This window comes from Mesorhizobium sp. 8, from assembly GCF_006351905.1.
In the GTDB taxonomy this organism is placed as follows: Bacteria; Pseudomonadota; Alphaproteobacteria; order Rhizobiales; family Rhizobiaceae; genus Mesorhizobium; species Mesorhizobium composti.
Map to the genome: position 1 here is coordinate 792273 of NZ_CP040914.1, position 16072 is coordinate 808344.

General features: G+C 64.4%; 15 protein-coding genes. 2 read left to right on the top strand and 13 right to left on the bottom strand.

Features of this window, described 5'->3' with window-relative positions:
• Positions 1-64 precede the first annotated feature (64 nt).
• The 7 genes from hfq to dusB all read right to left on the bottom strand — a co-directional run bounded on the left by hfq (position 65) and on the right by dusB (position 8753).
• Positions 65-310, bottom strand: a complete 246-nt coding sequence (gene hfq, locus FGU64_RS03670) for an RNA chaperone Hfq (RefSeq protein ID WP_018428055.1) — start codon at positions 308-310, stop codon at positions 65-67.
• Positions 311-453: 143 nt separating this feature from the next.
• The gene (locus FGU64_RS03675) at positions 454-1317 is read right to left on the bottom strand and encodes a D-amino-acid transaminase (protein WP_139950926.1); all 864 of its coding nucleotides are present in this window, start codon (positions 1315-1317) and stop codon (positions 454-456) included.
• A gap of 99 nt (positions 1318-1416) precedes the next feature.
• Entirely contained in the window at positions 1417-2778 is a 1362-nt protein-coding gene (locus FGU64_RS03680; protein WP_136353776.1) for a sigma-54 dependent transcriptional regulator, read from the bottom strand.
• On the bottom strand, positions 2768-5041 hold the full coding sequence (locus FGU64_RS03685) for a PAS domain-containing sensor histidine kinase (protein ID WP_180375696.1): 2274 nt from the start codon (positions 5039-5041) through the stop codon (positions 2768-2770). The genes FGU64_RS03680 and FGU64_RS03685 overlap by 11 nt, the downstream gene beginning before the upstream one ends.
• Before the next feature lie 120 nt (positions 5042-5161).
• Positions 5162-6616 (bottom strand): nitrogen regulation protein NR(I), encoded by a 1455-nt coding sequence (gene ntrC / locus FGU64_RS03690; protein ID WP_139950928.1) that lies wholly within the window; start codon positions 6614-6616, stop codon positions 5162-5164.
• Entirely contained in the window at positions 6613-7743 is a 1131-nt protein-coding gene (locus tag FGU64_RS03695) for a nitrogen regulation protein NR(II) (protein ID WP_139950929.1), read from the bottom strand. The genes ntrC and FGU64_RS03695 overlap by 4 nt, the downstream gene beginning before the upstream one ends.
• Positions 7740-8753 (bottom strand): tRNA dihydrouridine synthase DusB, encoded by a 1014-nt coding sequence (gene dusB, locus FGU64_RS03700; RefSeq protein ID WP_139950930.1) that lies wholly within the window; start codon positions 8751-8753, stop codon positions 7740-7742. The genes FGU64_RS03695 and dusB overlap by 4 nt, the downstream gene beginning before the upstream one ends.
• 139 nt (positions 8754-8892) lie before the next feature.
• Between dusB and FGU64_RS03705 the strand changes: the two genes are divergently transcribed.
• Positions 8893-10125 carry a bifunctional 2-C-methyl-D-erythritol 4-phosphate cytidylyltransferase/2-C-methyl-D-erythritol 2,4-cyclodiphosphate synthase gene (locus FGU64_RS03705; RefSeq protein ID WP_139950931.1) on the top strand — a complete coding sequence of 411 codons (1233 nt, stop codon included), beginning with the start codon at positions 8893-8895 and terminating at the stop codon, positions 10123-10125.
• Entirely contained in the window at positions 10122-10643 is a 522-nt protein-coding gene (locus tag FGU64_RS03710) for a CinA family protein (protein WP_139950932.1), read from the top strand. The genes FGU64_RS03705 and FGU64_RS03710 overlap by 4 nt, the downstream gene beginning before the upstream one ends.
• Before the next feature lie 164 nt (positions 10644-10807).
• Here FGU64_RS03710 and FGU64_RS03715 read toward each other — a convergent pair whose 3' ends face one another.
• The 6 genes from FGU64_RS03715 to FGU64_RS03740 all read right to left on the bottom strand — a co-directional run bounded on the left by FGU64_RS03715 (position 10808) and on the right by FGU64_RS03740 (position 16066).
• A complete protein-coding gene (locus FGU64_RS03715; RefSeq protein ID WP_136353761.1) occupies positions 10808-11257 on the bottom strand; it encodes a type II toxin-antitoxin system RatA family toxin in 450 nt (149 codons plus the stop codon).
• Positions 11258-11268: 11 nt separating this feature from the next.
• Positions 11269-12237, bottom strand: a complete 969-nt coding sequence (lipA, locus tag FGU64_RS03720) for a lipoyl synthase (protein ID WP_139950933.1) — start codon at positions 12235-12237, stop codon at positions 11269-11271.
• Positions 12238-12522: a GlsB/YeaQ/YmgE family stress response membrane protein gene (locus FGU64_RS03725; protein ID WP_136353757.1), complete on the bottom strand. Its 285-nt coding sequence runs from the start codon at positions 12520-12522 to the stop codon at positions 12238-12240.
• Between the two features lie 77 nt (positions 12523-12599).
• Positions 12600-14045 (bottom strand): dihydrolipoyl dehydrogenase, encoded by a 1446-nt coding sequence (gene lpdA / locus FGU64_RS03730; protein ID WP_139950934.1) that lies wholly within the window; start codon positions 14043-14045, stop codon positions 12600-12602.
• A complete protein-coding gene (locus FGU64_RS03735; protein ID WP_139950935.1) occupies positions 14038-14685 on the bottom strand; it encodes an SGNH/GDSL hydrolase family protein in 648 nt (215 codons plus the stop codon). The genes lpdA and FGU64_RS03735 overlap by 8 nt, the downstream gene beginning before the upstream one ends.
• A gap of 10 nt (positions 14686-14695) precedes the next feature.
• Positions 14696-16066 carry a pyruvate dehydrogenase complex dihydrolipoamide acetyltransferase gene (locus FGU64_RS03740; RefSeq protein WP_139950936.1) on the bottom strand — a complete coding sequence of 457 codons (1371 nt, stop codon included), beginning with the start codon at positions 16064-16066 and terminating at the stop codon, positions 14696-14698.
• Positions 16067-16072 lie beyond the last annotated feature (6 nt).

Genomic DNA, 16072 nt, shown 5'->3' on the forward strand with positions numbered 1-16072 from the left:
TGCCATTGTCCTGTGCCGATCTTGCGCGGGCCTCGCGGCCCGCCTCGTCATGACGTGATGTCAATTAGCCGCCTTGGCTTTCCTCACCATCGAACATCTGAACCGGCTGGCTCGGCATGATCGTGGATATGGCATGCTTGTAGACGAGTTGCGAATGACCGTCGCGGCGCAGAAGCACGCAGAAATTGTCGAACGAGGTCACCACACCGGTCAGCTTCACGCCGTTGATGAGAAAGATCGTCAGTGGATTCTTGCTCTTGCGAACAGAGTTCAGGAACAAGTCCTGAAGATTTTGAGAACGCTCTGCCATTGTTCTGGTCTTTCGCCGATCCCCTTCGATTTGTCTGCCACTGCGCCAAAATACCGGGCGCATGTCAAGCGCACAAACCCCCTCGTCGTTCTTCACGACAAGCAGAACGAGATAGATTGATGTTCATTCCACTTAAGCGGTTATCAGGCCTTAATTTTTTCCGCAACGTCAAAAAACGCCTGCCGTAACGAAAGTGTAATGGAGCCCGGATGGCCGTTGGCGATCGTCGCGCCGTCGATTTCAACTATCGGCATGGCGATGGTCGTTGCCGAACTGATAAACACTTCGCGCGCAGCCTTGGCCTCGGCGACCGAGAACTTGCGCTCCTCTATCTTCAGCCCGAGCTTTTCGGCGACGTCGAACATGGTCGTGCGGGTGATACCGCGCAGGATGCCGTGGTCGGCCGGTCGCGTCACCAGTACGCCGTCCCTGGTGACGATCCAGGCATTGGACGAACCGCCTTCCTTGACCATGCCGTCGGTATCGATGAACCAGGCTTCCTGGCAACCCGCTTCCTTCGCCTTCTGCTTGGCGAGCACGTTCGGCAGCAGGCCGGTCGACTTGATGTCGACGCGATCCCAGCGGTTCTCCGGCACGGTGATAACCTTCAGCCCGTTCTCGACCCGCTTGGCAACCGTATCCATGTTGAATTTGCGCGCGATCACCACCAGCGACGGCGGCGTATCCGGCGATGGAAAGACGAAATCGCGACCGGCGACGCCGCGCGTGACCTGCACGTAGACGAGGCCGTTGACGACCCCGTTGCGCCGGATCACCTCGCGCATGACGACAACCAGCGCCTTGCGCGCCATCGGCCACGCCATCGACAATTCGCTCAGCGAACGGTTCAACCGGTCGAGATGGCGGACCGTATCGACGACGAAACCCCGCGTCACCTCGCAGACTTCGTAGACGCCGTCGCCGAACTGATAACCGCGATCCTCGATATGCACACAGGCGTCGCGGTGGACGACATAGCGTCCGTTGACATAGGCAATGCGCGGCATGGACTCACCTGAGAGAACGAATAGCGAATAGGGAGTAGCGAATAGGGTGGAACGGGACAAGGTGGAAGCGGATAGGCCAGCAAAGGGCTCCCAGTTCGCTCACACCCCCAGCGACTTCAATTTCCGATGCAGCGCCGAGCGCTCCATGCCGATGAACTCGGCCGTCTTGGAGATGTTGCCGCCGAAGCGATTGATCTGCGCCACAAGGTAGTCCTTCTCGAACTGCTCGCGCGCCTCGCGCAGCGGCAGCGCCATGATGTGCTGGTCCGACTGGTTGGGCGTGCGCGGCATGACGTCGCCGATCTCGGAGGGGAGCAGATCGGCGGTGATCGGCGCATCGACGTCGTCGCTGCGCGTCAGGATCATCAGCCGCTCGATGTTGTTGCGAAGCTGCCGCACGTTGCCCGGCCAGTTGTGAGCCTGCAGCACCGCCATCGCGTCGTCGGCGATGCGGCGCGGCCGGATGCCCGTCTGGCGGGCGATCTGTTTCATGAAATTGTCGACCAGATAGGGAATGTCCTCGCGCCGTTCGGCAAGGCCCGGAACCGTCACCGGCACGACGGCGAGACGATGGTAAAGGTCCTCGCGGAAACGGGCCTCCGCGATCATCGCCTCCAGGTTCTGTGAGGTCGAGGAGATGATGCGCACGTCCACCTTGACCCGCTTGGTGCCCCCTACCCGCTCGAACTGCTGCTCGACCAGCACGCGCAGGATCTTGTTCTGCGTCTCGCGCGGCATGTCGGCGACCTCGTCGATGTAGAGGATGCCGCGATGCGCCTCTTCCAGCGCGCCGACCTTGCGCTCGGTGCCGTTGGATTCGGTGCCGAACAGCTCGATCTCCATGCGCTCGGGCGTGATGGTCGCGGCCGAAAGCGTCACGAACGGCCCGCTCTTGCGCGCCGACAGCGCGTGGATGGCGCGTGCGGTCAGTTCCTTGCCGGAACCCGACGGCCCGACGATCATCACGCGGCTGTTGGTCGGCGCGACACGCTCGATGGTCTGGCGCAGTTGGCTCATCGCCGAGGACATGCCGATCAGGTCGAACGTCTCGCCGCTGCGCTGCCTGAGGTCGGACACCTCACGCTTGAGCTTGGACGTCTCCAGCGCACGCTCGGCGACAAGGATCAGACGGTCCGCCTTGAACGGCTTTTCGATGAAATCGTAGGCGCCGCGCCGGATGGCCGATACCGCCGTCTCGATGTTGCCGTGCCCGGAAATCATCACCACAGGCAGGTTCGGGTGCAAGGTCTTAATCTCGTCGAGCAGCGCCAGCCCGTCCAGACGCGAACCTTGCAGCCAGATGTCGAGGAAGATCAGCCGCGGCGCGCGCTCCGCGATCGCGGCCAGCGCACTGTCGGCATCGTGCGCGGTGCGGGTTTCGTGTCCCTCGTCGCTCAGGATACCGGCGACCAGTTCGCGGATGTCTTCCTCGTCATCGACGATGAGAATATCAGACGCCATTGTCGACCTTTTCAGTTTCTCGTTCTTGTGTGTGCCGCCCAGCGCCAGGTGCTGCGGCGGGCACGATCATGCTGATCATGGCCCCTCGCCCACCGTGGAAATCCGCCGGTGCGTCGTGGAGTTCCAATCGCCCGCCATGGTCCTCGACGATCTTCTTGACGATGGCGAGGCCGAGGCCGGTGCCTTTCTCGCGCGTCGTCATATAAGGCTCCAGCAGGCGCTGGCGACTTTCGCGCGGCAATCCCTTGCCGTTGTCGATGACGTCGACCCGATAGGCATCGCCCTCGCGCCGCGCCCGCACCCGGATGACGCCACGGTCGCCGTCCTTCCAATCGATCCCTTCCATCGCCTCGGCGGCGTTCTTGACGACGTTGCCGAAAGCCTGCGCCAGAAGCCGGCTGTCGAACGTGCCCTTGAGCGGCTCGTCGCCGAAATCGCGCTCGAAGGTAATGTCGGGACGGCTGACCTCGACAAGGAACGATGCCTCGCGCAGCGGCTCGCGCAGGTCGATGGCTTTCATCTCGGGCTTCGGCATGCGCGCGAAGGCCGAGAATTCATCCACCATGCGCCCGATATCCTCGACCTGCCGGATGATGGTGTCGGTGCACTGGTCGAAGACTTCGCGGTCTTCGGTGATGACCTTGCCGTAGCGGCGGCGGATGCGCTCGGCCGACAGCTGGATGGGGGTCAGCGGGTTCTTGATCTCGTGGGCGATGCGCCGCGCCACGTCGGCCCATGCGGACGAGCGCTGGGCCTGTACGAGATCGGTGATGTCGTCCACCGTCACCACGTAGGAGGTGTCGTCGACGTCACCCTCCGCCTGCTCCACCGTCACCTGCACGTTGAAGGTACGCTCGGCCCCTGTGCGGAAGAAGGTGACCTGCTCGCGATAGACCGGCCTGCCGGACTTGCGGCCGATCTCGAACACACGCCCGACATGCGGCAGGATGGCGGACAGGTTCTTGCCGAGTGCCGCCGCAGACGAGGTGGCCAGCATCGTCTCTGCGGAGCGGTTGACGATGGTGATCGTGCCGTTGGAATCGACGCCGATGACGCCCGCCGTCACCCCTTCCAGAACCGCTTCGGAGAACCGGCGGCGCTCGTCGATCAGGTCCTTGGCCGACAGCAACTCGTTGCGCTGTGATTTCAGTTCGAGCAGCATGTTGTTGAAGGTATCGCCGAGGTAGGCCACGTCGCCGTCGGAAGGCCGCACCGGCACGGAGACGTCCAGATTGCCGGTCGCGACCTCGTCGGCGGCGCCGATAAGCTGGCGGATCGGCCGCACCAGCCGGTCCGCCACGGCGATACCGGTCCAGACGGCCGAAAGGATGATGATCAGCGTCAACGACAGATAGGGAAGCGCGAAGGCGACCTGCGAGGTGCGCCGGTTCTTCTCAAGGCCGCGATATTCGTCGGTGTTGGCCCGCACGATGGCACGCGCCTTGATTACCTCGGGATCGACCAACTTGATCGTGTAGAGGAACAGCCCGTCCAGTTCCTTCAGCTTGATGATGGCGCCCATGATGTTGCGGGTTTCGGGCGCGATCAGCAGCGGCCGGCCGTTCTCCGCTTCCTGGATCGAGCCTTCAGGCGGCTCGGGCATGGGGAAGTCGGTGTTCGTCTTGGCGCTCATGACGTACGAGCCGTCCGGCTTCACCAGAGCCGCGTGCGCCAGCCCTCTGCCGATGGCTTCCTTGTTGAGCAGGTCGAGGAAGCCAGTGCGGTCGAGACCGTAGAGCTGGCGGGCGTTGTCGAGGTCGAAGGCCATGGACAGCGTCGTACCCTGCAGGTTGCGGGCGTTTTCCTGCACATAGGCGTCGGCGATCGACAGCGAGGAATTGACGATCGTCTTGGTGCGGATCTCGAACCATCGGTCGAGGCCGATGTTGAGCGTCACCGAAGCGACGATCGCCACCATGATGGCGGGAATGGCGGCCACCAGCGCGAACATCGCGACGATCCGCACATGCAGCCGCGACGCCGCTCGCCCGGTACGCCGCGCCATCAGGATGCGGTGCACTTCGCGGCCGATCAGCGCCATCAGGCACAGGATGAAGACGGCGTTGACGCCGATCAGCACCAGCGTGGTCGATTCGTCGGGCGTGATCGGCGTGACGCCGACCAGAATCGCGAAGGAAACGGCCGCCGTCAGCAGCGCGCCGGCGATCGCGATAACGCCGGGCATGGCCAGCAGCCGCCGTGGATCACGGCTGCCTGCCTTGCGAAAAAGCGGTCCGGCCAATGTCGGAGCCTGTAGCGTCATCTTGTCGTTCGTCGCCATGGTCTGCGTAACATCTATGCAACGCATTGTGGCGATTATGCAACAAAGTGGCGAGCGGCCAAAATCTTTTGCCCGCTAATCCCAAGCCTTTTCCGGTCGTATCTAGCGGGCGGATTTGTAGACGTTGACGCCAAGCTCGCGGATCTTCTTGCGCAGCGTGTTGCGGTTCAAGCCGAGCAGCTCGGCGGCCTTGATCTGATTGCCCCGGGCCGCCGTCATCGAAGCGAGGACCAGCGGATACTCCACTTCCGCCAGGATTCGGTCGTACAGCCCTGCCGGCGGCAGCTCGCCGGCAAAGGAAGCGAAATAGCGTTGCAGATAATGCTCGACCGCCTGGCCGATGGACAGGTTGTCGGGAATCAGCGCATCACCGTCGGGCACCACGGCCGTTTCGCCCGTCTTCAGTTCCGCCTCGATCACCTCGGCCGAAATCTCGTCCTGCGGATAGAGCGCCGCCAGCCGCCGCACGAGATTTTCCAGCTCGCGCACGTTCCCCGGCCACGGATAGCGCTTCATCAGTTCCAGTCCGGCAACGGAAATGCGCTTGGCCTCAAGTCCTTCCTTCTCGCCCTGCTTGAAGAAGTGCCGCACCAGGTCGGGAATGTCCTCGGCGCGCTCACGCAGGCCAGGCAGCCTCAGCGGCACGACGTTGAGGCGGTAGAATAGGTCTTCGCGGAACAGGCCCTGGTTGATCGCTGCCCGCAGGTCCTTGTTGGTGGCCGCCACGATGCGCACGTCGGTACGGATCGGCGTGCGGCCGCCGACGGTGGTGTATTCGCCCTGCTGGAGCACGCGCAGCAGCCGCGTCTGCGCCTCCATCGGCATGTCGCCGATCTCGTCGAGGAACAGCGTGCCGCCTTCGGCCTGTTCGAAGCGGCCGCTGGAGCGGTTCTGTGCCCCGGTAAAAGCCCCTTTCTCGTGGCCGAACAGCTCCGATTCGATCAGGTCGCGCGGGATCGCCGCCATGTTGATGGCAACGAACGGCCCGCCGCGCCGGCGGCCGTATTCGTGCAGCGCGCGCGCCACCAGTTCCTTGCCGGTGCCCGATTCGCCGGAGATCATGACCGTGAGGTCCGTCTGCATCATGCGCGCCAGCATGCGATAGATATCCTGCATGGCGGCCGAGCGGCCGACCAGCGGCATCGCCTCAAGCTGTTCCTCGGCACGCTGCTCGATCTTCGGCCGGCGTGGCTCGGCCAGCGCCCGGTTGACGATGCCGAGCAGTTCGGTGAGGTCGAAGGGTTTCGGCAGATATTCGTAGGCGCCCGTCTCCGAAGCGCGGATGGCCGTCATGAATGTGTTCTGCGCGCTCATGACGACGACCGGGAGGTCCGGCCGCGCCTTCTTGATGCGCGGCAGCATGTCGAAGGCGTTCTCGTCCGGCATCACCACGTCGGTGATGACCAGGTCGCCTTCGCCCGCCGCCAACCAGCGCCACAGCGTCGAAGCGCTCGACGTCACGCGCACGGTATGGCCGGCACGCGACAGCGCCTGATTGAGGACGGTGCGGATCGCCGCGTCGTCGTCGGCGACGAGGATGTTGCCTTTCACGCTCATCGGCTATCCTCCGTGTCAGGCCCGGATCCCGTCTCCTTCCAAGCCGGCAAAAGCACGCGGAAGGTCGTGCCGCGCGGCGTCGAATCGCATTCGACGATGCCGCCGTGCTCACCGACGATCTTGGCCACCAGTGCCAGTCCCAGCCCGGAGCCGTTCTGCTTGGTGGTGATGAAGGGATCGAACAGGATCGGCAGGATGTCCTCGGAGACGCCCGGCCCGTTGTCGTGCACGCAGAATTCCAGCGGCAGGGACACACGGTCCTGCGTTCCCGGCACCGACATGCGGATGCCCGGTCGGAAGGCCGTGGAAAGCGTGATCTCGCCCAGCGGATCGCCGCCGATCGCCTCGGCGGCATTCTTGACGAGATTGAGGAACACCTGGATCAACTGGTCGCGGTTGGCGTAGACCGGAGGCAACGATGGATCGTAATCCTCCAATATCTTGATCTTCCTGCCGAAACCGTTTTTGGCGATGGCCTTCACATGATCGAGAACGACGTGGATATTGACGGGATAGCGGTCGATCGGCCGCTCGTCGGAAAACACCTCCATGCGGTCGACGAGGGCGACGATGCGATCGGTTTCCTCGGTGATGAGCCGCGTCAGCGCCCGATCCTCGTCGGAAGCCGAAAGCTCCAGGAGTTGCGCGGCACCCCGGATGCCGGAGAGCGGGTTCTTGATCTCGTGCGCCAGCATCGACGCAAGCCCGGTAACCGAGCGTGCCGCGCCGCGATGGGTCATCTGCCGGTCGATCTTGTCGGCGACGGAGCGCTCCTGGAACATCACCACCACCGAACCCGGAAATTCGGGCACCGGCGCCACGTAGAGATCGACGACCTTCTCGATGCCGAGGCGCGGCGAGGATACGTCGACGCGATACTCGTTGACGGGCGCCCGGCGCTCACGCACCTGCTCGACCAGCGCCAGCAGCGGGCTGCCGAAGGGAATGAGCTGTCCCAGCGTGTTGCGCGCAAGGATGGGCGCGCTGGAGCGGAAAAAATCCTCCGCGTCGGCATTGGCGAAGGCGACGTGGCCATCCGGACCGACCATGATCACCGGCCGGCGGATGGTGTTGAGCACGATCTGGGCGGCGTCCGCCATGGCGGCAGCTTGCGCGGGCGCGTTCATGCCGCGCTCCTGAGCACAGGCGCATCTCCTGCGCGCGCAAACACCTCGCGGATTCCGGCAACGACGCGCTGCGGCTCGAACGACGTGAGGATCGCCTTGCGCAGGTCCGGCGGAGTCGCGACCGCATGGCGGTCGAGATACCAGCCGAGATGCTTGCGCGCCTGCCGCAGCCCGCTTTCGACGCCGTAGAGCGCCAGCATGTCCTCGTAATGGGCGACGACATAGTCGGCCATCGCACCGGCCGCTTCGGGGATATCTGCCGCCTCACCTGTAATTACCCCGGCCGCCCAAGGCACCCCGTAATGCGCGCGGCCGACCATGACGGCATCCGCTCCCGACCGTTCGCGGATCACGGTGGCGTCCTTGGCAGAGCAGACGTCACCGTTGGCGACCAGAGGAATCGAGATCGCTTCCCTGACCCGGCGGATCGCGTCCCAATCCGCCTTGCCGTTGTAGAACTGGCAACGGGTGCGGCCATGCACTGTCACCATTTTCACGCCGGCCTGCTCCGCGCGTGCCGCCAGAACCGGCGCGTTCAGCACCGTTTCGTCCCAGCCCAGCCGCATCTTCACCGTCACCGGCACCTGAACCGCGCCGATCACCGCCTCGATCAGGCAAAGAGCATGGTCGAGATTGCGCATCAGCGCCGAGCCGGCATAACCACCGGTCACCTTCTTGGCTGGGCAGCCCATGTTGATGTCGATGATATCAGCGCCCTCGCCTTCCGCGATCCGCGCCGCCTCGGCCATATGCGCAGCCTCGCGGCCCGCCAGTTGCACCATGTGCACCGGCAGGCCGGAATGGCGGATACGCAGGTCGAACCCCTGCCGGCCGCGCGCGAGCTCGCCGCTCGCCACCATCTCCGAGACGACCAGCCCGGCGCCATGCGCATAGGCGCGGCGACGCATCGGCTCGTCGGTGACGCCCGACATCGGCGCCAGGAAGACCCGGTTGCGGATAGAAACGCCGCCGACGTCCAGCGGTTCGGCCAAACTCGCCAATTCTGTCATGCACAAAAACCAAGCATGTTTCCAGTCTGCATATTGTGTAGTCAGAAGCTATGAATTGTGCAATGCAAAATAGTCCGCAGCGGTACGCCCGAAGCGAAGGGGCTGGCTTTCGGCAGGCGCCCCGACTAAGCCTTGCGCCATGACGCCGGCAAGCAAAAACGAAACGGACGGAAAGCGCATGAAGGTGGCAGTGGTGATCGTCGCGGCCGGCCGGGGCGAGCGCGCCGGCCAGGGCGATGGTCCCAAGCAATACCGCCGTATCGGCGGCCGCGCCGTTATCGCCCACACGCTCGAAGCTTTCCTCTCTCACCCGCTGGTCGATGTGGTTGCCGTGGCCATCCATCCCGACGATGGCGAACTGTTCCAGCAGGCGACCGCGGGGCTCGACGCAAAGCGCATTATCCCGGTCTTCGGCGGCGCGACCCGCCAGCAGTCGGTACGACTGGGGCTTCTGGCGCTTGCCGGCCACGATCCGACGCATGTACTGATCCACGACGCCGTTCGCCCCTTTGTCAAGGCCGACCTGATCGGCCGCACCATCGCCGCCATCGGCGAGAACGAAGGTGCGCTGCCGGCCCTGCCCGTCGCCGACACGCTGAAGCGCGAAGCCCATGACGGTACGGTGGCCGCAACGGTGCCGCGCGCCGGCCTGCATGGCGCACAGACGCCGCAGGGCTTCCCCTTCGCGCCGATCCTGGCCGCGCACGAAAAGGCGCATCAGGCAGGCCGTTCCGACTTCACCGACGATTCGGCCATTGCCGAGTGGGCGAACATGCCGGTGCGGCTCGTCGCCGGCTCGCCCGACAACGTCAAACTCACCTGGGCGCGGGATATTGCCATGGCAGATCAGAAACTCGGGCACGGACACTCGTCTTTTCCGGACACCCGTACCGGCAACGGCTACGACGTGCACGCCTTCGAGCCGGGCGACCACGTGACGCTCTGCGGCGTCAGAATCGCGCACGACAAGCGCCTCTCCGGCCATTCCGACGCCGATGTCGGCCTGCATGCGTTGACCGACGCGTTGCTCGCCACCTGCGGCGCCGGCGATATCGGCGCGCATTTCCCGCCGTCAGATCCGCAATGGAAGGGTGCGGCCTCGCATCTGTTCGTCGAGCATGCGGCGGCAATCGTGCGCGGGCGCGGCGGCCGCATCGCCAATGCCGACATCACCCTGATCTGCGAAGCGCCGAAGATCGGCCCGCATCGCGCCGCCATGACCGCCACACTGGCCGAAATGCTGAAGATTTCGCCCGACCGCATCTCCATCAAGGCAACCACAAACGAGAAACTGGGTTTTGTAGGACGCGAAGAAGGCATCGCGGCGATCGCGACGGCCAGCGTCATCTACCCAGGAGAGGTTCCCGAATGAGCGAAGCGGGCGTTGGTGAAGTCAAGACATCGGAGATCGGCGAACTCGCCGACCAGTTCCTCAAGGCTTGCCTGAAGCACAAAATCCTTGCGACAACGGCGGAAAGCTGCACCGGCGGCCTGATCATCGCGGCAATGACCGATATCCCCGGCTCGTCCTCGATGGTCGACCGCGGCTTCGTCACCTATTCCAACGACGCCAAGATGGAACTGCTCGGCGTCTCTCCGGTCACGCTCGACGCGCATGGCGCCGTCTCGGCCGAAACGGCGCAGGAAATGGCAGCCGGCGCGCTCGCCCGCTCCCATGCCGGCATTGCCCTCGCCGTCACCGGCATTGCCGGACCGGACGGCGGCTCCCCGGACAAGCCGGTCGGGTTGGTCTGGTTCGGCCTGGCGATGACCGGACAGCGAGTCGTGACCGAAAAGCGCGTTTTCGAGAACCGTGGCCGCGACTACATCCGCCGCCAGACGGTTCGGCATGCTCTGGAAATGGGCTTGAAGGCGCTTGAGGAAGATTGATGTGCGTCCTTCGAGGCTCGCTCCGCTCGCACCTCAGGATGAGGGCGGTCCATGCCAAGCCCCGGAACAATCCATGGCATTGGTGACAATCAGAAGTTGGAGACCATAGCCAACGGTCCTCATCCTGAGGTGCGAGCGGAGCGAGCCTCGAAGGACGCACCCGATCAATCCGTGCCGTAGATTACATCCGCCCTTTTTTCAAAGGCTTCGGCAAACATCCTGAAAGCGCGATCGAACATCGTGCCCATGAGCGTCGCCAGTATGCGGCTCTTGAACTCGTAGTCGATGAAGAAGCGCACGAAGCAGCCGTCGCTCGCCGGCTCGAAACCCCAGATGTTGCTGAGGTACTTGAACGGCCCGTCGATGTATTTTACGTCGATGATGCGCTCATCCGGCTTGAGCAGCACCTGGGTGGTGAACGTCTCGCGGATCGCCTTATAGCCGATGCTCATGTCGGCCACGAGCACTGTGCGCCCGTCGCGCTCCTTGCGCGAACGCACAGCGAGCCGTTCGCACAAGGGCAGGAACTCGGGATATTTCTCCACATCCGCGACGAGATCGAACATCTGTTCGGGCGTATGCGCGACGCGGCGGGTTGCCTCGAATTTCGGCATCAGCCGGCCGCTCAGGCCGACTTGGCGAGCTGCGCCTCGCGTGCGGCGCGCAGGCGGGCGAAATCCTCGCCGGCATGGTGCGACGAGCGCGTCAGCGGGCTCGAGGCCATGAGCAGAAATCCCTTGGTCTTGCCGACCGTTTCGTAGGACTTGAACTCGTCCGGCGTGACGAAGCGCACCACCGGATGGTGCTTCTTCGACGGCTGGAGGTACTGACCGATGGTCATGAAGTCGACATTGGCCGAGCGCAGGTCGTCCATGAGCTGAAGCACTTCGTTGCGCTCCTCGCCCAGCCCCACCATGATGCCCGACTTGGTGAAGATCGACGGATCGAGCTCCTTCACCCGCTGCAACAGCCGGATCGAATGGAAATAGCGCGCGCCGGGCCGCACCGTCAGGTAGTTCGACGGCACCGTCTCCAGATTGTGGTTGAAGACGTCGGGCTTGGCCGCCACGACGACCTCCAGCGCGCCTTCCTTGCGCAGGAAGTCGGGCGTGAGGATCTCGATGGTGGTGGATGGCGTCGCCGCCCGGATGGCGCGGATCACCTGCGCGAAGTGCTCCGCGCCGCCATCGGCGAGGTCGTCGCGATCGACGGAGGTGATGACGACATGGCTCAGCCCCATCGTCTTCACCGCATCGGCGACACGGTTAGGCTCGTCCGCGTCGAGCGGCAGCGGCATGCCGGTTGCGACGTTGCAGAAGGCGCAGGCGCGCGTGCAGATCTCGCCCATGATCATGAAAGTGGCGTGCTTCTTGTCCCAGCATTCGCCGATATTGGGACAGCCCGCTTCCTCGCAAACCGTCACCAGCTTGTGCGATTTCACGATCTCGCGGGTTTCCGCATAGCCCTTGGACACCGGTGCCCTGACGCGGATCCAATCCGGCTTGCGCAGAACTTCCTGGTCGGGCCGGTGCGCCTTTTCCGGATGGCGCGGACGCGGGGCCGGGGTGGCGGTTCTGTCGAGTACGGTGACCATTCAGTTCACTCCGCGGGCCTTCGCCCGGCCGAAAATCCACAGGATGACGATCGCGCCGATGACGGCCACGAGCAGGTTGCCGAGAAAGCCCTGATAATGGACGTCGAGCAGGCTGGCCAGCCCGCCGCCGACGAAGGAGCCGGCGATGCCGACCAGGATGTTCGTCAGGAAACCGTGGTCGCGGTTCATCGACCGCTCGGCGATCCAGCCGGCGAGGAAGCCGATCACCAGCATGCCGAAGAAGCCGACGCCCGGCATGGCCATGATCCCGACGCTCTGGTCCATTCCTGCCTCCTTCACAAGCCGCCGCCCCGATATAGGTCAACGGGTGGCCGGCAAACACCCCTGCCGCGACAGGCCCGTCATGCGTTCAGCGCGCGTCCATAAGCGTCGAGCACGCTCTCCTTCATCATTTCCGACAGCGTCGGATGCGGGAAGACCGTGTGCATCAGTTCTTCCTCGGTCGTTTCCAGGTTCATCGCCACCACATAGCCCTGGATCAGCTCGGTGACCTCGGCGCCGACCATATGCGCGCCGAGAAGCTGGCCGGTCTTCTTATCGAAGATGGTCTTGATGAAGCCCTGGTCTTCACCCAGCGCGATGGCCTTGCCGTTGGCGCCGAACTGGAAGCGGCCGACGCGGATGTCGCGGCCTTCCGCCTTGGCCTTCGCCTCCGTCAGGCCGACGGAAGCCACCTGCGGGCTGCAATAGGTGCAGCCGGGGATTATTCCCTTGTCGAGCCCGTGCACGCCCGGCACGCCGGCGATGGTCTCGACGCAGATGACGCCCTCATGCTCGGCCTTGTGCGCCAGCATCGGCGGGCCGGCGACGTCGCCGATGGCGTAGATGCCCGGCACATTGGTGCGGCCATGACCGTCCACCACCACGCAGCCGCGGTCCGTCTTGACGCCCAGCGTCTCCAGCCCGAGACCTTCGATATTGCCCTGCACGCCAACGGCCGAGATCATCCGGTCGGCGGTGATCTTTTCCACCGAACCGTCCTTCTTCTCCACGGTGGCGGTGACGGAGTTGGCCCCCTTCTCCACCTTGGTGACCTTGGCTTCGAGTAGGATCTTCATGCCCTGCTTCTCGAACTGCTTCTGCGCGAACTTCGAAACCTCGGCGTCCTCGACCGGCATGACCTGAGGCATCACCTCGACCACGGTCACGTCGACGCCCATGGTGCGGTAGAAATAGGCGAACTCAATACCGATGGCGCCAGAGCCCATGACCAGCAGCGACTTCGGCATTTCCTTCGGCACCATCGCCTCGAAATAGGTCCAGATCAGCTTGCCGTCGGGCTCGATACCGGGCAGCACGCGCGGCCTTGCACCAGTGGCAAGGATGATGTGCTTGGCTGTGTAGGTGCCCTCGCCCTTGGTGCCCTTCGGTGCCGGCGGCTGCGGCTCCATCGGCTTCTTGGCGGTCTTGGAAACGACGATCTCGCCCGGCTTGGAAAGCTTGGCTTCGCCCCAGATCACGTCCACCTTGTTCTTCTTCATCAGGAAGGCGACGCCGCCGTTCAGTCTGAGCGAAACCTTGCGCGAGCGGTCCACCACAGCGGCGGTGTCGGCCGTCACCGGCCCGCCGATCTTCAGCCCGTAGGCTTCGGGATGGTCGGCATAGTGCTTGATCTCGGCCGAGCGCAGCAGCGCCTTGGTCGGGATGCAGCCCCAGTTGAGGCAGATGCCGCCGAGATGCTCGCGCTCGACGATCGCCGTCTTGAAGCCGAGCTGTGCCGAACGCACCGCCGTGACATAGCCGCCGGGGCCGGAGCCGATGATGATGACGTCGTAATTCTCAGCCACGGCTTGTCTCCTTGGTTTCCAGCATTGCGCGGACGACCGGTGCCAGCGCCTCGCCGATCTTTCGCGTGTTCTTGGCGTCGAGATGGATGCCGTCGAGCGGCGTGGTCGTCGCCACCGCAGCGGCGTCAAAGAAGCCGCAGCCCGTTTCCTTGGCGAGTGCGGCGAAGAGTGGAGCAAGATGCTTCGACGACGCTTCGGCGCCGGCGAACATCGCTCTGTACTCGGCATTTTCGGTATGACCTGCCACAGGAGGCGCAACGATCAGGATCTGCGGCGGCGGCCACCCGTAGTCGTGGCTGCGCACGATCTCGATCAGCCGTTGCATCCCCTGCTTCGCCGCGACCGGATTGCCGTGAATCCACGGCTTCATGTCGTTGGTCCCGAGCAGGAAGATGATCAGATCGATGGGCGTGTGGGTCATCACGACGGTGGGCAGGATGCGCGCGCCGTTGCGATCCGCGCCAGCCACGTACTCGTCGAAGGCGGTGGTGCGGCCATTCAACCCCTCGGCGATGACCTGCACCGACGAACCCAGTGCCGCCTGGACGACGCTCGGCCAACGATCCTCAAGGGAATGACGGCCACCTTCGGGGTTGAAGCCCCAGGTCAGCGAGTCGCCATAGCAGAGGACCGTCTTCACCAGCCTGACCCTAGACGAGCATCGCCATCGGGTTCTCGACGAGCGTCTTGAAGGCGCCGAGCAGTTCGGCACCAAGCGCGCCGTCGACGGCGCGATGATCGGTCGACAGCGTCACCGACATCACGGTGGCCACCTTGACCTCGCCGTTCTTCACCACGGCCCGCTGCTCGCCGGCGCCGACCGCCAGGATCGTCGCATGCGGCGGGTTGATGACCGCGGCGAAATCCTTGATGCCGAACATGCCGAGATTGGACACGGCCGTCGTGCCGCCCTGGTATTCCTCGGGCTTCAGCTTGCGGTTGCGCGCGCGGGAGGCGAGGTCCTTCATCTCGTTGGAGATCGCCGACAGCGATTTCTGGTCGGCCTTGCGGATGATCGGCGTGATCAGCCCGCCCGGAATGGACACCGCCACGCCGACGTCGGCATGCTTGTGCTTGACCATCGCGGCATCCGTCCAGGACGCGTTGGCGTCCGGCACCGCCATCAGCGCCATGGCCATCGCCTTGATGATCATGTCGTTGACGGACAGCTTGTAGGCCGGCACGTCGCCCTTGTCGGTCTTCTTCGTCGGGGCGGCGGCGTTGAGCTGCGAACGTAGCGCCAGCAGCGCATCCAGTTCGCAATCCAGCGTCAGGTAGAAATGCGGGATGGTCGACTTCGCCTCGACCAGCCGCTTGGCGATGGTCTTTCGCATGTTGTCGTGCGGGACGAGGTCGTAGGAGCCCTGCTCGAACAGCTTGAGCACCGCGTCGTCCGACATTGCTTTTGGAGCGGCGGTCGGAGCAGCGGTCGGGGAGGCCGCAGCCGTGGCGGCAGGCGCCGCCTTGGCACCGCCGCCGGCGATGGCCGCTTCGACGTCTGCCTTCACCACCCGGCCATGCGGGCCGGAACCGGAAACCGCCGTTACGTCGATCCCGGCATCCTTGGCGATGCGACGCGCCAGCGGCGAGGCGAAAGTGCGATGGGGATATGGATTGTCGTCGCCCTGTGTCTTGGCAGAGCCGTTCGCGGCAGGCGCGGCGCTGGCGGCGGCCGGCGCAGGAGCCGCAGCCGGTTCGGCCTTCGGGGCATCCTGCTTCGGAGCCTCGGCCTTCGGCGCGGCATCGCCACCGCCCTTGGCGGCGGCAGCCGTATCCTCGCCCTCACCGGCAAGGATGGCGATCAGCGCGTTGACCTTGACGCCCTCGGTGCCGGCCGGCACGACGAGCTTGGCGACCGTGCCCTCGTCGACGGCCTCGACCTCCATGGTCGCCTTGTCGGTTTCGATCTCGGCGATAACGTCGCCCGGCGAAACCTTGTCGCCCTCCTTGACCAGCCACTTGGCGAGGTTGCCCTCTTCCATCGTGGGCGAGAGGGCCGGCATGGTGATGTTGATCGGCATTGTTCC